Below are 18,607 nucleotides of genomic sequence, written 5' to 3' on the forward strand. Positions count from 1 at the left end.
GCGCATCAACCTCAAAAAGACAGACAAATCATGGAATAAAAGTCATCTCAGGACTTTCATTCGGCTGATTATACAGATATAATCTGTCAATGCTCAACATATATATCGGCAATAATCTTGAAAATCTGATAAACGTTATGGCTGAAAAGCTGTACGACCCTGCACATCCGCTTAAAAAACCGGTCATCTGCGTTCAGACCTCCGGTATGCAGCGCTGGATAGGTCTGCAGCTTGCAAAGCAGGCGGGGGTCAGTGCAAACCTTGATTATCTGTTTCCCGCCGCGCTGATAAAGAGGCTTGCGGAGCGGCATTTCGGCAGTGAAAACCTGTGGACGGACAGACAGCAGCTAACATGGAACATCTACCGCACACTGGCGCAGGTCACGGACAACGGTTTGAATTCCGAACTCGTCAACTACATAAATAACGACCCGCACAGAATAAAAACTTTCCGTCTGGCGCAGAAGATATCCGATATCTTCGACCAGTACCAATTGTACAGACCAGCCATGGTAAAGGACTGGCTGACGCAGGGCGCACACGAGCGAACAAAGAACATCGAAAGCTGGCAGCCTTGGCTGTTCGCGGAGGCATTTCCGAACAAAGAAAGATGTAAGACGTTCGTACTCAACAGATATATGAAAGACTGCTCCGCAGGACGGGTGAACTTCAAAAACGTTGACACTGCGCATCTTTTCGGAATCAGTGTTATTCCGCGTTTTTTCATGGAAGTGCTTTATGCGGTGAGCGAGGGCGCGGACGTAAATCTTTATCTGCTCTGCCCTACCGAGCAGTATTTCGGCGATTCCATGTCCGACAGAGAGATAAGCCGCGCGGAGAAACGCACCGGCAAAACCCGCGAAGAGCTTAAAATGTTTCAGAACCACCCTCTTCTGGACAACCTCGGCACCATGGGCAGGGACTTTTTCGAATTTCTCACTGCTAACGACAACGCAAACATCAAATACGAATACTTTGACGAACCCTTCTCCGAAACCCTTCTGGGCGGTATTCAGGCGGAGATATACGACTTTACGGAGCGAAAAGGCATTCAGCCGGACGATTCCATAAGCATAAATTCATGCCACAACCCCCTGCGGGAAGCCCAGACGCTCTACGATTTTCTGCTGGATGCCATGGCAAAAGACGGCAGTATAACCCCTGCCGACGTGCTTGTCATGACGCCGGACATACAGCGGTATGCGCCATACATCCGCGCTGTGTTCGACAACCCGTACAGTCCGCAGGCGGCGATACCCTACACCATCGCCGACATCCCTGCAAAGGCGGAAAGCAGCACTGCGAACGTATTTTCAGAGCTTATCTCCGCCGTAACTGGCGAGTTCAGCCTTGCCGCGGTGGTAAAGCTAATAGAAAGTCCCGTTATATCCGGCAGGTTCGGAATAACAGGTGTTCAGGACATTGCGGACGTTCTGGAACGCAACGGCGCGTACTGGGGAATTGACGCGGAGTCTATGAAAGCCGGCGGAGTCACCGCCGACACGCCCTTCACATGGGACAGAGCCATGCGCAGACTTGCGCTGGGGCTTGCCGAGGGCGGCAGACAGGTAATATACGCGGAAGCGGCGGGAACTGACGTGCCCTTCTCAATGGCGAAACAGCTCGGCGGACTGATGCGGTTTGTGGAGCTTTGCGCCCACTATTCAAAACTGATGGACACAGAGCGCACCGCGGAGGAGTGGTGCGGGATTCTGGCGGAGTTTGCAGACAGATTTCTGAGCACCGAACCGGAATACGCCGACGAAAACGTCGCCATTGCCAAGATGATAGCGGATATTCGCGAGGAAACCTCCGTCTGCCCAATAAAGATGCCCTTCCGCCCGGTATACGAAACTCTTTCCGGCAAACTGGACGAAGTGCGGACAGCCAAGGGATTCATCACGGGCAAGACAACCTTCTGCGCCATGATGCCAATGCGGAGCATCCCGTTCCGCATCATCTGCATACTCGGACTGGACGACGGCGCCTTTCCGCGTCTGAAGACCGAGCCGGAGTTCGACCTTATCTCCGCTAAGCCCGAAAAAGGGGACAGAACACAGAGAGAGAGCGACAAATACCTGTTTCTGGAAACACTTATCAGCGCCAAAGACAGGCTTTTCATAAGCTATACGGGCAGAAGCGAAACCGACAACAGGAAGCTGGTTCCGTCCATAGCGGTAACGGAGCTTTTAAGGCACCTTGATAATCGGTTCGGCATGAAAAACGCCGTGACCGAACACCCTTTGCATAGCTTCAGCAGAAAATATTTTGAGAACAACGACAGACTTTTTACATACAGTGCAGAGAGATACGCCGCTGCATCGGTTTTTGGCACAAAATACGGCGAACGGAATTTCTGCGGCGGGGAAATTCCGGCGGAACTGCCGTCTGAGGTATCCCTTGCGGATTTCGAACGATTTTTCATAAATCCGCCACGCTATTTCCTTGAAAAGACACTCGGCATAGACCTGTCCGAAAATTTTGCGGCTCTGCCGGAAACTGAACGGCTGGTGCTCGACCACTTACAGGCTTACAAAATAAGGTCAGAAGTCGCACGCAGCACTGTAAACGGAGATTCCCCAAACATACTGCTGGCATATGCTCATGCCACAGCGCAGATCCCTTCCGGCGGTATAGGCGAAGGATATACGCGGAAAATAATGCGGGAAGCACAGCAGATTTCCGATGCGGTACTGGCTCACGGAGCACCGCACAGCATCACTGACAGCATTGTCATCGGTGGCCTGAAGATTAATTTCAGGATAGATGACATCGCGGCAGACGGTATGATTTATACGAAACACGGCGGGCTGAAGCCAAAAGACCTTCTGCGGGCGCGGATACGCCAGCTCGTTCTGCTCAACTGCGGATATTCTTACAATGCAATAATGATTAACGTTGACGGTGACAGAACGGTGCTTTCAGCGGACTGCCGCAAAGAGGCGCTCGCAGAGTATGCAGAAATCTTCCTGAACGGACTGAAATATCCTTTCTGTTTCCATCCCGACGACGGTTACAGGGCGTTCAAAGGCGAGTTTAAAAACAGATATCCTGCAGTCAAAGAGAGTCTTGAAACAGCGGCGGCACGGCAGGAGTATGCGCTCTGTTTCGGACGGGACGGCTACGGCGAGCTGCTGGCGCAGAACGGTATAAAAATATTCGGACTGCCGGAAAAAGATTATGAAGATAAATAATATAGATATCCTCAACTGCCCTCTCAGCGGTTCGAATCTGATAGAGGCGAACGCAGGAACAGGAAAGACATACACCATAACGGCTCTCACGGTGCGGCTTCTCATAGAAACGCCCATGACAGTTGAGCAGATACTCGTGGTCACGTTCACAAAGGCTGCTGTCGCCGATCTCAAAACTAAAATATACGAAAGACTTATAGAAATGCGTGCTGCCCTTGACGGCAAAGAGCCGAAAACGGAGTTTGTGCGCGGCTACCTGAAAAAAGAACTGCCGGAAAACGCAAAACAGAAGATTGACGCAGCTATCCGCGATTTCGATATGAACGGGATAAGCACCATCCACGGCTTCTGCCAGAAGATGCTCACAGAGAACTCTTTCGGCGGAAACATCGCCTTCGGAACAAAGCTGGCGGGTGACGCTTCCGCTCTTCTGAAACGTCCGGTTCAGGACTACTGGCGCAAACGCATGTACGGCATGAGGCCGGAGTTCGCCGAACTTATGACAGGCGAAACCCCGGACACCATGATCTCCTTTGTTAAGAATATGATGGACAATCCATCCATGCGGATCATCAACCGCCCGCAGGTATCCGAAGAGGATTTCGAAACCGTTCAGGCGAAAATATCCGCAGCGTTCGCAGGCGTAAAAGAGATACTTGCAGGATGCGATATCCCGCAGATGATACAGGATATTTACGGCAACCTGAACGGCAGAACATACGGCAAAGGCTCTGCGGAGAGCGCGTTCGACACCCTTGCAAATCTGAAAACGCCTGAACCGCCCGCATTGCACAAACTGCACCTGCTCACGACACAGAAGATACAGAGCAGCCCCAACAAAAACAAGACAGCCCCCGACCACCCGCTTTACGATGCAGTTGACGAGTGGCTGGGACTCTGTGACTCGCTGAAATCCATGAAAGCGGATTTCAGAACCATGATAAAATGCGGATTCTACGACCACTGCGTCAGCACTCTGGACGAATATAACCAGCTCGCAGACAGCCAGTCATACACCGACCTGATAGTCAGGATGCGCGAAGCGGTCATGAGCGGAACGTCCATGAAGGAAACCCTCAGAAAACGGTATCATGCTGCCATGATAGACGAATTTCAGGACACCGACCCGTTTCAGTATGATATTTTTCACGAGACTTTCTCAACTACAGGCAGACCGCTCTTCATGATAGGCGACCCGAAACAGGCAATATACGCCTTTCGCGGCGCAGATGTGTTTACATATCTGAAAGCCGCGCAGGACAGGGAACAGCAATACACTCTTACGACCAACCACCGCTCCGACAGCGGTCTTGTGGAGGCTGTGAACCTCTTTTTTGCCTCTGAAAAACCCTTCTGCATCGACAGAATCGGCTATAACCCCTCCGCGGGTAAACAGACCCTTTCACTGATCGAAAGCGGCGTACGCAGGAGCCCCCTGACCTTCTGGTATGACGACTGCGAGGAAAAACCAGATGCTGCGCAAATCGCCGAAAAATGCGCGTTTGAGATAGCCAGGCTCTTAAATGCCAAGGCACAGCTTGCGGACAATGACGGCAAACGAACCGTCATACCATCGGATTTCGCCGTACTGACGCTTAAAAACGAGCAGGCACTGAAAGTCCGAGATGCACTCATAAAATACCGGATCCCATGTGTCGTAACAGGAGCCGAAAACGTCTTTTACACCGCGCAGGCAAGCCAGATGAAGCATTTTGTGGCTGCACTGGTGCGCCCGTATTCTGAGAAAGCGGTTCGTACTGCTCTTGCATCCGACATTTTCGGTCTGACAGCCGGAGAGCTTTTCACCCTGTCAGAAAGACTGGAAGGCATATTCGAGGACTTCGCGGAATTCTCCGATATCATGAAAACAAAAGGCATTGCGCCGGTGTTTTTCAGAGCGGCTGAGAAATACGAAATGTTCTCCCGCCTTGCAGAAAGACGCGGCGGCGAACGGATAATCACCAATTTCATCCATCTCACAGAACTCTTACAGCAGTATGAGGCGGAGCACAGGGCGTCCCCGACCCAGCTTCTTTTATGGCTGACGGAAAAAACAGGCGGAGCTGCGGGACGCGAAGATGAATATCTGCAAAAGATGGACAGCGACGACAACGCAGTGAACATCACAACTATCCACAAGAGTAAGGGTCTGGAATACAATATTGTTTTTACACCCTTTCTCATGTATGGCAAGAGACGTGACGGAAAATCGTTCCCGAAATATCACAACGAAAACAGCGACCTTGTTATAGATATGGCGCCGGATTCCGATGCGTCAAAGACGGCGGACACGGAGGCACTCTCCGAATCTCTCCGTCTGGCATATGTGGCACTTACCCGCGCCAAAGCAGTATGCTACACAGCATACGCCCCTGTGGATATGCACCATTCATCCTCAATAGGGTACATTATCAACGGCGCGGTGGGTAAGGATGTGAAATACGATATCGCCGCAATCCACAGATTTGCGGGCGGATGCGAACACATCGCTATTTTGCCAATGCCGCAGGCAGTCCTGCAGCATTATACTCCTGAAAAGCATAAAACCGATATACATAACCGTGTTTTCAGCGGGAAAATAAGCGAAAGCTGGCAGATGAACAGCTTTTCAAGGCTGGTTCATAAAGCATCCCACGACAGAGACACTGACCAGTTTGCACCGCAAACAGATGAAAAAAATCAAGGATACAGCATTTTCAGCTTTCCGAAAGGAGCGAAGGCGGGTAACTGCCTCCACGAGTGTATGGAAGATATCCCGCTTGAAAAAAGCGACATGGAAACAATAGAAAGCTCTGTGCGGGACAGACTTAAACAATACTTTTTCGATGAAAAATTCATTCCGGCGGTAACGGAAAACATACACAGCATCCTTACACGGGAACTTACTGACGGAATAACTCTTTCCGGTATACCAGACTGCGACTTCGTACACGAAATGGAGTTCAATCTGTCAACCCGTCAGTTCAGCGCGGGAGAAATTGCGGACATATTCGCATGGGATGGCGAAACAGAGTTCGCTAAGGCTGCGGCAACGCTGGATTTCACGGCTGTAAAGGGCTATCTGACCGGTTTTGCCGACCTTATCTTCATCCGCGACGGAAAATTCTATGTTCTGGACTGGAAATCAAACTTTCTGGGCGCGCGTGCGGAGGACTATTCACAGAGCAGGATGCTGGACGAAATGCTGAACAGCCACTATTACTTACAGCTTTACATCTATACACTCGCCCTCCACGTCCATCTTACGCGGTATATGCCGGACTACGACTTCGACAGGCATATCGGGGGCGGTATATATATTTTCATGCGGGGTGTAGAGAAAACAGGTGAAAACGGCATCTTTTTCCATAAACCCAAGAGGAAAATCATAGAAAAAATGGCGGAAACGGCGGTTAAACAATGAATACGGCTGATTTATTATACGAAAACAGACAGTTAAGAGACATTGACATTCAGTTTTCAAAACAGATGTGCGCAATATTCGGCTGTCAGGACGCTTATCTTTTTTTTGCCGTACTCTTCTATGCCGTCTCAACCGAACACACCTGTCTGAAAATCGACAGAATTGATATTTTGCCTTTTTACAAAGACTTTAAAGACGAACTTGATGAAGCCTTTTCATCAGAGAATATCGAAAAAATCGCTGTTTCCGGCGCAGTTGCCGAGGACGAAACCGCACCTGTAATCCACAGTGGAGGCAGGCTTTATCTTGCCGCTTTTTACCGCAGCGAAAAACTTGTTGGGGATTTCATCCGCAAAAGCGCAGTCCTGTCCGTCACAGACGGCGTAAAACTCAAAAGACTGCTGGTTCGTGAGTTCGGCGAAGGCACAAACATGCAGAAAGCGGCGGCTCTCTGTGCATGTCTGTCCGGTTTCTGCGTTATTACTGGCGGTCCGGGGACAGGTAAGACAACCACCGTGCGCAAAGTCTTAAATATACTGAACGAACTTTCTGACAAAGCACTGAATATAGCTGTCACAGCACCAACGGGCAAAGCGGCGAACAGATTGAACGAAACGCTCGCGGATTTGGACGGATTGAAAGCGGTAACTCTCCACAGACTTCTGGGAATAACCGGAAGCCGTGACAGAAGCCGTTTCAGTCAAGAATATCCCATGCCTTATGACGTCGTTATCGTTGATGAGGCATCCATGGTTGATCTGAAAATGATGAGTGAGCTTGTAAACTCGCTCAAACAGGGTGCACGGCTGATACTTCTGGGCGACAAAGATCAGCTATCATCCGTTATGCCGGGTTCGGTTCTGGGCGACATCTGTACTGCCGGCAATACAGAAGCGTTTACTCCTGCCAGAGCAGCTCTTATAAAAGAATACGCGGACACTGACGTTGTCACGGACGGAAAGGCTATTTCCGATATCACGGCAGCGCTCACCGAAAGTCACAGGTTCGACGACTCAGAGGGCATAGGCAGACTTGCGAAGGCTTGCAGAAAAGGTGACGGTGACGAGGCCGCAGACATTATTATGAACGACGCCACAGGCAGGATAGCTTTTATACCTGCGGACGGTGACGTGATGGCTTTTTTCAGAAGATATGTCATAGACCTGCATAAAATCATCACAGCAGAAACCGAACCTCAGAATATGCTGACAGCGGCGGCTCGCTCGATAATCCTCTGTCCGAATGTTATGGGTCGGTTCGGCACGCAGGCGATAAACAGCTTCGCACTCTCCGCACTCTCACGCGAAGGTCTGCGCAGCAGCACGGAAAAATATTTCCACGGTCAACCCGTGATGATAACGGAAAACGACTATTCCATGAATCTTTTCAATGGAGAAACAGGGCTTGTTGTCAAACGGGACGGTATGAAGGCATATTTTGCGGGCAGGGAAAAACCTGTTGGCGTCATGCGTATGCCTGCGTGGACAAATGTTTACGCAATGACAGTGCATAAGAGTCAGGGGTCGGAGTTCGACCATGTGATTCTGGTTCTGCCTGAATCGGACTCACCCATCGCAACGCGGGAACTGTTCTACACAGCCGTTACGAGGGCAAAGGAAAAACTGACTGTCATTTCGACAGAAGCTGCAATAAGAAGCTATCTAAACAGACGCACTGAGCGTTTCTCAGGTCTGGAAGATTATCTGAAAAGTTGACGGTTTCTGTTCAGAAGTGAGCTGTTCCGAAGAAAATATGACGCAGTTATGCGACGTATATAAATACCAAACAAAAAAAAGGGCGGATAAACCGCCCCCATATATCAATCTTCCGCTTTTTTGCGTACAGAAAGTACAGGACACGGCGCCTTGCGCACGACTTTTTCCGCTGTGGAGCCGAAAAGAACGTGTTCGAAGCCTGTGCGCCCGTGTGTACCGATAACGATAAGGTCGGTGCCGGATTCCTGTGCGACACGCACAATCTCTTCGTCCGCAATGCCTTTCGCCATCGTATATTTGTATCGGACACCTTCAAGAACCTTAGCATTTGCGATGAACTCCTGAAGTTTCGCTGTCGCTCCGTCCTCCATATCCTTTGCGAGGTTCTGCACTGTTATCTGCGGCAGGTAAAATGACACAAGCTGGCTTTCGTCCAGCATAACGTGCAGAAGTTCCAGTTCGGCATCGAACAGCTTCGCCATCTCAGCCGCGTAATTCAGCGCATATGCCGACGGATCGGAAAAGTCTGTAGGATATAGGATCTTGTTGATATTTATTGTCATATAGACCTCCGTTACAATTGTTTTTTCTTTAAGACCTTCGCGCAAAGCTCCAGAAGCTGGGATATGTCATACGGCTTATAAAGCACGTCCACAGCGCCCATCTGAAAAGCGTTCAGCATGTTGTCTATCCTGTTGAATCCTGTCAGGACTATGACGGGGATCTCTCTGCCGCTTGTTCCCAGTGAATACAGAAACTGTATCCCATCTGAAACAGGCATAACAAGGTCGGTTATGATTATGTCGTATTCCTTCTCCTTAACCATTTCCCGTGCAAAAAGTCCGTTCTCCGCAGTATCAACCTCATAACCCTCCGCCTCGAACAGTTCTCTCAGGGCGAAAAGTTCCAATTCATTGTCATCCACCAGTAAAACTTTGTGTTTCATAATCAAGCCTGAAAAAGAGTATTGAAGTTCTTTTCCAATTGTACCGCAAATTCGTACAAATTCACGCTTTTTATTATGGAAATTTCAAGAGCGTTGTAGACTGTGTTCGCAGGTTCGTTTGTTTTGCCCCTGAAAGGCATGGGAGAAAGGTACGGAGAATCAGTCTCCACAAGGAGTCTGTCCAGCGGGACATACTCGAGAGTTGCCCTCAGATCATCTGATTTAGAATATGTCACAGGTCCCGCGTATGAAATGTAAAATCCGTTGTCCAGCGCCCAGCGCAAAAGGTCAACGTCTCCGCTGAAACAGTGGATTATGCCGTTTCTGTCCCGCCCGCGCACTTCATCGTTCAGTATGCGCACGCAGTCCTCTGCGGAATCGCGGTTATGTATTACCACAGGTTTTTTATATTCTTTCGCAAGCTGTAAAAAATGCCGGAAGACATTCTGCTGAACGTCGCGCGGGGAGAGATCATAGAAATAATCAAGACCAATCTCGCCGATGGCTATACATTTCGGATGCGTAAATATTTCTTGAAAACTTTTAGTTGCATCAACAATATCAATCTTTTCAGAATCGTGAGGGTGCACACCTGCGGCGAACAGGACGCGGTCGTGGGTTTCGGCGGCTTTCTGCGCAAGGAGACTGTCCTCAAGCCCGCAGCCGATGGTTACGATGCGGCGGACGCAGTTTTCGTCCGCGCGGCTGATAACCCCTTCCATATCTCCGGAAAGGGGTTCCATATGTATATGTGCATGGGAGTCCGTGAAGAACGCCCCAGCTTCGCCCGCGGCTTTCAGCTCCGCGAGAAACTGATAGTGCAGCGGACTGCCTTTTTTATTTATCATAGCAAACTCTGTGGCTGAGTGACTACTTGATTACAGTTCCCGCCTCTATGTTGTCGGGAAGCTCCACAACGACATGTTTGTCGCCCACTGTGGCGGCAAGTATCATCGCTTCGGAAACGATGCCCATGAGCTTTGCGGGTTTCAGGTTGGCAACAACGGCAACCGTTTTGCCCTTCATATCGTCCGCGCTGTAGCTTTTCGCTATGCCGGAAACAACCTGACGCACTTCACCGCCGCCAAGGTCAATTTTAAGTTTGAGCAGCTTGTCGGATTTTTCAACCTTTTCCGCGTCAACAACCTTAGCAGCTTTCAGTACCATTTTAGAAAAATATGCAAAATCGATCGCCTCAACGACCTCTTCCTTCTTCTCTGCTGGTTTTTCCGCAGGTTTCAGCGATTCCAGCATCTCCTTTTCGTCGATTCTTGGAAAAAGCTGTTCAGCTTCGCCGAGTTTCTGTCCGCTTTCCAGCTTCCTGATGGCTTTCAGCGATTTTTCATCAGCCTTTTCAATATCCAGACCGGTGTTGAGCTGTTTGCGTATCTTCACAGCGGTGTCCGGTATGAAAGGATACAGCAGGAGCGACACCAGACGGATACCGTCCAGAACTGTGTAAAGCACTGAGCCGAGTGCGTCTTTCTTCGCCTCGTCCTTTGCCAGCGCCCATGGGGCGTTGTCGTCGATATATTTGTTAAGTCCGCTCACCAGTTCCCAAAGAGAGGCAAGCGCCTTATTGAATGCCAGATTGTTCAGATGTCCGTCAACCTCGTCAAAAACTCTGCTGACAAGCGTTTCAAGCGCCTCGTCATACGCACCTTTTTCTGTGTATGCGGGAACGATTCCGTCAAAATAACGGTTTACCATGCCCATAGTACGGTTGAGCAGGTTGCCGAGATCGTTTGCAAGGTCGCCGTTTATGCGGTGTATAAGCCCCTTGAAGGAGAAATCGCCGTCCAGTCCGAAAGGAACTTCACGCAGGAGGAAATAACGGATTGCATCCACGCCGAATTTCTCAACCAGCCAGTTAGGGTCGATGGCGTTGCCCATGGATTTGGACATTTTCTGTCCTTCAACAGTCCACCAGCCGTGCGCGAACACGCTTTTGGGAAGCTCTATCCCCGCGCTTAAAAGCATGGTGGGCCAGTATACCGTGTGGAAACGCAGGATATCTTTGCCCACAACGTGGAAATCCGCAGGCCAGTATTTTTTGAAGTTGCTGTCATCATCCACGCCGTAGCCAAGAGCCGCGATATAGTTTGTCAGCGCATCCAGCCAAACATAGATAACGTGTTCTTCATCTTCCGGCACGGGGATTCCCCATTTAAAGGAGACGCGTGAAACAGAAAGGTCGCGCAGACCCTCTTTTATAAACGAGATTATCTCGTTACGTCTCGATTCGGGACGTATAAAGTCTTTATTCTCTTCGATGTGTTTCAGCAGTGTATCGCCATATTTGCTCATTTTGAAGAAATAGCTAGGCTCTTTCAGCTTGCTTGTTTCCCGTCCGCAGGAGGGGCAGCAGTTGCCGTCCAGAAGCTGAGTCTCAGTGAGGTAGGTTTCGCAAGGGGTGCAGTACCAGCCCTCGTAGTGGTCAACGTATATATCGCCTTTGTCCCGCATCGTGCGGAAAATCTTGCGCACTGCGGCTTTATGTTTTTCGTCTGTGGTTCGGATGAAATCAGTGTTGGATATGTTCAGAACGTTCCAGAGTCCCTGATACCGCTGAACAACCTCGTCCGCCAGAGCTTTGGGCGTGATGCCCCTTTTCTGCGCTGCCTGCTCAATCTTCTGCCCGTGTTCGTCCGTTCCTGTGAGGAAAAAAACGTCGTAGCCGCAGAGTCTTTTATACCTGCTCACCGTGTCGCACGCAACTGTAGTGTACGCGTGTCCTATGTGTGGAACGTCGTTAACATAGTAAATGGGCGTGGTAATGTAAAATGTTCTGCCGCTCATATGTCTCCTCCGGAATGGTCGTCAAGCAGGTCTTTAAGGCGGACCATGTCGTCGCCGTCCATCATCTCCTGCTGTTTGCGGCAGCAAGAAACGATGTCGCCGTCGTATGCGTCTTTTTCGTACATCAGACAGCACATGAGCCTTCCGCATACCCCTGAAATTTTTGTGGGGTTAAGGATAAGGTTCTGGTCTTTCGCCATTTTTATGGATATGTTGTCAAATTTTCTGAGGAATGTGGAACAGCAGAACTCCTTTCCGCAAAGACCGAAGCCGCCTATCATTTTGGTTGCATCGCGAACGCCCACCTGGCGCATCTCAATACGGGTGCGGAATACTCTGGCTAGGTCGCGCACAAGCTGGCGGAAGTCTATTCTTCCGTCGGCTGTGAAAAAGAACGTGAGCTTGCTTCTGTCCAGAGTATATTCGGCTTTAAGCAGCTTCATATCAAGATTGTGCTGAACCACCAGTTCTTTGCAAGCCTTAAAAGCAGCAGGTTCGTCCGCCGTATTCGTCTTTTTCTGTTCGAAATCCGCCATGGTTGCCTTGCGGATAACGTTTTTCATCTCTGCCTTGTCGTCAACTTCTATATCGCGGGCGGAATGGATTACGTTTGCCATATCCTCGCCCTTTTCTGTTTCAACTATAACTTTTTCTCCGAATCGTGCCTCAACCCCGCAGGAGAGGAAATCATATATCTTGCCCGCGGGCTTGAAAGCCACGCCGATGGCATTAACTTTTTTCACTAAGTACCTCAACAGTTTTTATGTACAGGTCAAACCTGAATATGTCTAAACTGACATTATACTCAAGCCTTTTCAAAATATCCAGCAAATAGTTGGAAAAAGCGAGCATAGTTTCGCTTCCTGTTTTCTTATACCTTTCAAGAAGATATCCGTACAGCGAAGCGCAGTATGCGCGCACCTTGTCCTTGTCGTCCAGCGATTCTATCTCGTAATACAGCTCAACGGGGTTCAGCGTACTGTTGAACTCCGGCTGTTTTTCCATGCTTTCAAGCAGATAAAGGGCATATCCGGCAGAGCCGGAACTGATCGACACCGCCCTGTCTGTCTCTTCTTCGCTCTTCATCGAGTGTTTCCGCACGACGGCTTTCACATCATCGTCCGAAAGCACACCGAAACCTATGTTGATACATCTTGACCTTATGGTGTGCAGCACCTGTGTATATCTCGATGTTATAAGGAAAAAATGGGTATCTTCCGGCGGCTCCTCAAGGGTTTTCAGAAGCGCATTTGCCGCCTCAGCCCCGAAGGTGTCCGCGCTGTCGATTATATAGACCTTTTTTGATGCCGAAAGTGGCGTCATGAAGGCGTTTGATGAAATTTCCCTCGCTCTGTCAATCTTTAAGGGTGATTCTTCAATGATGTGTATGTCAGGATGTGCACCGCCGTCGGCAAGGGTACAGTGGCGGCATTTGCAGTCCTCCATAAAAGAACCGTTCACACAGAGGACAGCCTTTGCAAGTTCTTTGGCGAACAGTTTTTTTCCGATTCCGTCCCGTCCGCTTAATATGTAGGCATGATGCAGTCTGTTCTCTCTCAGAACCCTGCCGAAAATCTCCTTTTCTCTGTCATGCCCTATTATGTTCATACAAAATTATCCAGTATGGCAATAACATCCGCAAGCACAGCCTCGGGAGGCTGCATCCCGTTTACAGTCCAGACGTTTTCATGGGTATCCGCATACCACACGAACCCTTCGTGCACCTTTTCGTAAAATTCCGTGCCAAGCGATTCGAATTTGCCCTCGTCCTGCATCATACCGTCCCTTTTCAGCCTTGCTATCGCTCTTTCAAGTGCCGTTTTAGGGTCGATATCAATGATGAACGTGATGTCGGGCATCCGTTTCACACTGTGCCGGCTCAGAAAATCCAGAAACGGCTTATCCAGCCCGCGCCCGAAAATCTGATACGCGTAGGTTGAGGAGAGGAATCTGTCGCTTATGACATCCCTGCCCGCCTCAAGGTTCGGCAGAACCAGTTTCGTCTGATGCTCAAGCCTGTCTGCGCAGTAAAGCATAAGCTCCGTTTCCGGCTCAAGCTGGAACTTCTGGTTCACAAGGAGCTGACGAAGCAGCATCCCCACCTCGGTTCCGCCCGGCTCGCGGGTGAGTTTCACCCGCCTGCCAAGCCTCATAAATTCTTTATAAATGCCCTGTGACAGAGTGGTCTTTCCGCATCCGTCTATGCCGTCCAGAGCTATATATATCGGGTAATCTTTCACTGAGCGCAGTCCGCCTGTGACCCCTGCAGTTTTTCGATGCAGTGAGGTATCGCGTCAACGACAACCTCAAGGTTTTCCACCGCCCCTCTGGGGCTGCCGGGTACATTGATTATAAGTGTGTTCCCGCGAACACCTGCAACAGCACGGCTGATGAGCGCGCGGTTGGTCTTTTTAAAGCTCTCCATGCGCATAGCCTCTTCGAAACCGGGCAGACGCCTTTCAATCACGTTCAGCGTCGCGTCGGGCGCTATGTCGCGGGGTGAAACACCTGTTGAGCCGTTTGTCACAACAAGGTCGAATTTCTGAAGGTCACACATGTATTTAAGAGCCTCTTCCAGCCCTTTTTGTTCGTCCGCCATAAGCTCAGTTCTGGTGAAGCAGACATCCAGCTTATCTTCCAGCAGTTTTACAACCGCAGGTCCGGTTTCATCGGTGCGCTCGCCTTTGCTCCCTTTGTCGCTGAGAGTGATAACGCATACCGTGAGCCCCTTTTTACGGGTGACAGTCACGTCGTCGCCGACAGCCACTTTTCCATCGTTGCGTACAACGCCGAATATACCCTCGCGGGGCATAACACAGTCGCCTGCGGCATAGTATACCGCGCACCTGTGGTGACAGAGCTTTCCGAGCTGGCTGATTGTCAGCTCAACGCCGCCCACTGTCACAGTGTCTCCCACTGCGAGGCTAAGAAGATCCGCGCCCTCTGTGGTTATATTCTCCGCAAAGTCGCCGCTGTCAACGTTCAGCCCTTTGTCTTTCATCTTCTGTATGCTTTCGACGGCAAGCAGACTCACCTGCCTGTGCCATTTCCCCGCATGTGCATCGTCCTTTATGCCAAAATCCGTCACCAGCTCAACGCTGTCTACAGGCGTCTTTTTAACGCCCTTCTCTTTGCTTACGTTCAGGCTCTGAACTTTTGCCATGATAAACCCCCTTATATAGGCAAAATCATATGTCTTATTTGTTTTGTATTGCAAAAATATAAGAAATGGAGGAAATTGTCAACTAAGGCGGACAATAACGCCCGCATATAGGGAGGTTTTTCATGAAAGAAAAAGTTTTTAACGTATCAGGAATGAAGTGCAAACATTGCGTCATGACCGTAACAGAAGCTGTTACAGAGGTTGAAGGCGTCGAGTCTTGCGACGTAAACCTGGAAAAAGGTACAGTAACTGTTAAATTTAACGATTCTACGGATGAATCCTCCATATCTTCCGCTATAAAAGAAGAAGGATTCGGGGTTGCATGAGGTTTTTCGGAAACAATACGCTCGCCATCGGCGAAACCCCTCTGGTAAAGCTGAACAAGATAAAAGGCTCCGAAAAGAACAACATTCTTGTTAAGGTTGAGGGGCGCAATCCTGCCTATTCCGTTAAGTGCAGAGTGGGCGCTTTTATTTTTAACGAAGCCATAAAAAACGGCGAAATCAAACCGGGGATGTCCGTTCTGGAAGCAACCAGCGGAAACACAGGCATCGGGCTTGCGTTTGCAGGGGCTGCCCTCGGCTATGAAGTCGTTATAGTGATGCCTGACAACATGAGCCTTGAAAGGCGCATGATGATGAAGGCGTTCGGAGCAAGACTAATCCTTACAGACGGCGCAAAAGGCATGGCGGGAGCTGTTGCAGAAGCCGACAGGATGCTTGCCGAGAATCCCGAAAAATACTATCTTGCCAATCAGTTCCGTAATCCATACAACCCTCTGGTGCATGAGAGAACCACAGGTCCCGAAATTCTCCGGGACACCGACGGATGTGTCGATATGGTTGTTTCATCCATCGGAACTGGCGGCACAATTTCCGGAATCGGCAGATTTCTGAAAGAGCGCGCCGGAAAGAACGTAATAATGGTGGGCGCGGAACCTTCCAAAAGCCCCGTAATCAGCCAGACGCTTAAAGGCGAAAAGCTGAAACCCGCCCCCCACGGCATACAGGGCATTGGTGCAGGGTTTATACCCGAAACACTTGACCTTAAAATCCTTGACCGCATGGAAACCGTTGACGACGCTGTTGCACTTGATTATTCAAGGATGATGGCAAAGGACGAAGGGATAATCTGCGGGATATCTTCGGGAGCCGCTGTAGCCGCCGCTATAAACGCCGCGGATGCTATGGGTCTTGAAGGAAAGAATATAGTAGTGATACTGCCTGATTCAGGCGAAAGATACCTGAGTTCAGGACTGTTCAATTAAATATTTTCTAAAATGCAAACTTATTAGCTGCATTGCTAATTTGCTCGGCGTAAGCTTCTATGTGCTTATTCTTATAAATTTGCATATATGATGGATGATAAGTCGAAATGAACAATCTATTCTGATGAATGCGGCATTTTATAAATGCCGCTTCGTCTAGCACTTTTTTTCCCAAATCCAATTTATTAAGAACAAACTTACTCACTTGTGAACCCAATAAAACCACAACTTTTGGGTCAAGGATTGTTATTTCATTATTTAATTTTGGATAACAATTTTCCATTTCTTCTGCACTTGGGTAACGCATTTTTCCTAAATCATCAACAGGAGAACATTTAACCAAATTTGTCTTATATGGAATTAGATCATTTAACTTTTCAACTATTTTATCGATGATGCGACCGGAATTTGTTTCACTACTCAAAGGGGAATGAATTTTATTTTTTTCAATTTTTCCAGATAATCCAACGAACATCAAATAGGCACTACTATGGCAGGCTTCCGTCGCCATAGTCAGCGAACATTTAGAACAGCATTTCATGTCACATCCTTGTGGTTTAATGCTAATACTTTTTCTATATAATTATTAATATCATCATCTTCCGCGTTAGAGTAATTTCCATTCCAAAAATTAAATTGGCTTCTACCTATTCTATCAGAAAGATTTGCATCAAACTTATTCTCTAATCTATAATCGCTTTTTCCAGCAAAAAGATTATTAAATAATTCTGTCCCATAATACAATCTAAATTTGAACGCACTAATAGAAAAACCACAACCGAGATTCTTGGCAAGATTATTTAAGAGTATACAAAGCTTATATGTCTCTTCCATTTCTTCAATTGTTTCATCAGGAAAACCAAAAATAAAATATGCTTTAACTTGTATTCCAGTCTCAAACAATAAAGTTAGTTTCTCTATAATTCGTTGTTTACTTTTATGTTTGTTTATCATTTTCAAAACTCTATCAGACCCTGATTCGATACCCATTTCCAATTCAAAGCAACCACATTGTTTCAAATTTTTAAGGATTTCTTCATTCACATTCATTAATGCATTTACATGAACCATAGCCCTCCATTTAAGCTTAAACTTATCAAAGATATCGATTGCCTCATGAAATGATGTTTTATTTCGTAAAAATAAATCGTCTAGCACTCTTATGCAGTTGACATCTGAACCATACTTTTTAACGATATCGTTGATTTCAGATATAATACTTTCTTGACTTCTTGACCTAATCTTTAAAGAATAAGGATTTTGTTTTCTAGATGCTGTACAAAATGCGCAGGCATGTACACATCCTCTTGATGAAACAAGAAACGCCTCGTTGATTCCTTTTTTATTATGTTTTAGAGGTTCTTCAGGTAAAAACTTTCTATCGATATGACTTTCTGAAATATCCTTAACAAAGTACTGACTATCTTTATCTACAATAATGTGAAATCTATTCTCACTAATTTTTATTCCAAGTTTTAGAAGATTCTGACATCCTAAAATTTCTGGAACAATCTTTTCACCATCTCCGGAAATAGTTATGACAATATTAGAGGTTTGAACTTCATGTATAAATTTATATAATGAAGCAATTCCAGGACCACCAACTATCACAGTAATATTTGGATTTATAGATTCAATAATCTTGCAAACCAACTCATAATTAATACTGAATACATTCATGCCAACATATTTAGGTGATTTGCTGTTTATATAGTCTACCGTTGTATCACAGTCAAATTTTATCGCATTATATATTTCACATTTATTGCCTTTCGCTTCCAGACTTGATGCAATATAAGCTAGACCTAGAGAAGGGATTACATTATCGTCATCATCTTCTGATTGATTTTGAAAAATGGGTGAATTAATAAGTAATATATCCACACGACACCTTCCGATTTTAGTCATAATATCTATATAAGATAATATCACTAATTAAGAACAAAAGTGCATATTTGCAGGATATATAACCTAAAATGAAAAAAGCCCGCTTTGAACTGTATCCTTAAATTTGGACACTAATAAAAAGCCCCTTAGCGAATAGCTAAAGGGCTTTTTTTCGTATACACTAAATTTAAAGGAGAGAGTTCATGCGCGAACGTGAGTTTACCCCCGAAGAA

General features: G+C 47.7%; 15 protein-coding genes. 5 read left to right on the forward strand and 10 right to left on the reverse strand.

Annotation, left to right across the window (positions count from 1 at the left end):
* Positions 1 to 89: 89 nt before the first annotated feature.
* From recC to recD, 3 genes are read left to right on the forward strand one after another with little or no spacing between them, the layout of a single operon-like run.
* Positions 90 to 3,194, forward strand: coding sequence for an exodeoxyribonuclease V subunit gamma (gene recC / locus Q7P67_RS07570; RefSeq protein WP_303851353.1), 3,105 nt, complete (start codon positions 90 to 92; stop codon positions 3,192 to 3,194).
* Positions 3,181 to 6,597 carry an exodeoxyribonuclease V subunit beta gene (gene recB / locus Q7P67_RS07575; RefSeq protein ID WP_303851354.1) on the forward strand — a complete coding sequence of 1,139 codons (3,417 nt, stop codon included), beginning with the start codon at positions 3,181 to 3,183 and terminating at the stop codon, positions 6,595 to 6,597. Before recC ends, recB begins: the two co-directional genes overlap by 14 nt.
* Positions 6,594 to 8,312 (forward strand): exodeoxyribonuclease V subunit alpha, encoded by a 1,719-nt coding sequence (gene recD, locus Q7P67_RS07580; protein ID WP_303851355.1) that lies wholly within the window; start codon positions 6,594 to 6,596, stop codon positions 8,310 to 8,312. The genes recB and recD overlap by 4 nt, the downstream gene beginning before the upstream one ends.
* A gap of 104 nt (positions 8,313 to 8,416) precedes the next feature.
* Here recD and Q7P67_RS07585 read toward each other — a convergent pair whose 3' ends face one another.
* Genes Q7P67_RS07585 through Q7P67_RS07620 form a run of 8 tightly spaced genes read right to left on the reverse strand, consistent with a single transcriptional unit; the run spans position 8,417 to position 15,220 of the window.
* Positions 8,417 to 8,875 (reverse strand): universal stress protein, encoded by a 459-nt coding sequence (locus tag Q7P67_RS07585; protein WP_303851356.1) that lies wholly within the window; start codon positions 8,873 to 8,875, stop codon positions 8,417 to 8,419.
* Between the two features lie 11 nt (positions 8,876 to 8,886).
* Positions 8,887 to 9,258 carry a response regulator gene (locus tag Q7P67_RS07590; protein WP_303851357.1) on the reverse strand — a complete coding sequence of 124 codons (372 nt, stop codon included), beginning with the start codon at positions 9,256 to 9,258 and terminating at the stop codon, positions 8,887 to 8,889.
* A gap of 2 nt (positions 9,259 to 9,260) precedes the next feature.
* Complete coding sequence (locus Q7P67_RS07595) at positions 9,261 to 10,106, reverse strand: TatD family hydrolase (protein ID WP_303851358.1); 846 nt, start codon at positions 10,104 to 10,106, stop codon at positions 9,261 to 9,263.
* 22 nt (positions 10,107 to 10,128) lie between these two features.
* Positions 10,129 to 12,057: a methionine--tRNA ligase gene (gene metG, locus Q7P67_RS07600; protein ID WP_303851359.1), complete on the reverse strand. Its 1,929-nt coding sequence runs from the start codon at positions 12,055 to 12,057 to the stop codon at positions 10,129 to 10,131.
* Positions 12,054 to 12,800 carry a regulatory iron-sulfur-containing complex subunit RicT gene (locus Q7P67_RS07605; RefSeq protein ID WP_303851360.1) on the reverse strand — a complete coding sequence of 249 codons (747 nt, stop codon included), beginning with the start codon at positions 12,798 to 12,800 and terminating at the stop codon, positions 12,054 to 12,056. The genes metG and Q7P67_RS07605 overlap by 4 nt, the downstream gene beginning before the upstream one ends.
* On the reverse strand, positions 12,787 to 13,665 hold the full coding sequence (locus Q7P67_RS07610) for a DNA polymerase III subunit delta' (protein WP_303851361.1): 879 nt from the start codon (positions 13,663 to 13,665) through the stop codon (positions 12,787 to 12,789). The genes Q7P67_RS07605 and Q7P67_RS07610 overlap by 14 nt, the downstream gene beginning before the upstream one ends.
* A complete protein-coding gene (gene tmk / locus Q7P67_RS07615; RefSeq protein ID WP_303851362.1) occupies positions 13,662 to 14,297 on the reverse strand; it encodes a dTMP kinase in 636 nt (211 codons plus the stop codon). Before tmk ends, Q7P67_RS07610 begins: the two co-directional genes overlap by 4 nt.
* On the reverse strand, positions 14,294 to 15,220 hold the full coding sequence (locus Q7P67_RS07620) for an MOSC domain-containing protein (RefSeq protein ID WP_303851363.1): 927 nt from the start codon (positions 15,218 to 15,220) through the stop codon (positions 14,294 to 14,296). Before Q7P67_RS07620 ends, tmk begins: the two co-directional genes overlap by 4 nt.
* Before the next feature lie 122 nt (positions 15,221 to 15,342).
* On the opposite strand from Q7P67_RS07620, the gene Q7P67_RS07625 reads away from it, so the two are divergent.
* Both Q7P67_RS07625 and cysK read left to right on the forward strand, forming a co-directional pair.
* Positions 15,343 to 15,546, forward strand: coding sequence for a heavy-metal-associated domain-containing protein (locus Q7P67_RS07625; RefSeq protein ID WP_303851364.1), 204 nt, complete (start codon positions 15,343 to 15,345; stop codon positions 15,544 to 15,546).
* On the forward strand, positions 15,543 to 16,487 hold the full coding sequence (cysK, locus tag Q7P67_RS07630; protein WP_303851365.1) for a cysteine synthase A: 945 nt from the start codon (positions 15,543 to 15,545) through the stop codon (positions 16,485 to 16,487). Before Q7P67_RS07625 ends, cysK begins: the two co-directional genes overlap by 4 nt.
* A gap of 7 nt (positions 16,488 to 16,494) precedes the next feature.
* Here the strand turns inward: cysK and Q7P67_RS07635 are convergent, their stop codons facing one another.
* Positions 16,495 to 16,998, reverse strand: a complete 504-nt coding sequence (locus tag Q7P67_RS07635) for a uracil-DNA glycosylase family protein (RefSeq protein WP_303851366.1) — start codon at positions 16,996 to 16,998, stop codon at positions 16,495 to 16,497.
* A 26-nt stretch (positions 16,999 to 17,024) separates the two neighbouring features.
* Positions 17,025 to 18,395, reverse strand: a complete 1,371-nt coding sequence (locus tag Q7P67_RS07640; RefSeq protein ID WP_303851367.1) for a radical SAM protein — start codon at positions 18,393 to 18,395, stop codon at positions 17,025 to 17,027.
* Positions 18,396 to 18,607: the final 212 nt, after the last annotated feature.

It is taken from the genome of Seleniivibrio woodruffii, from assembly GCF_029267515.1.
GTDB classification, from domain to species: Bacteria; Chrysiogenota; Deferribacteres; order Deferribacterales; family Geovibrionaceae; genus Seleniivibrio; species Seleniivibrio woodruffii_A.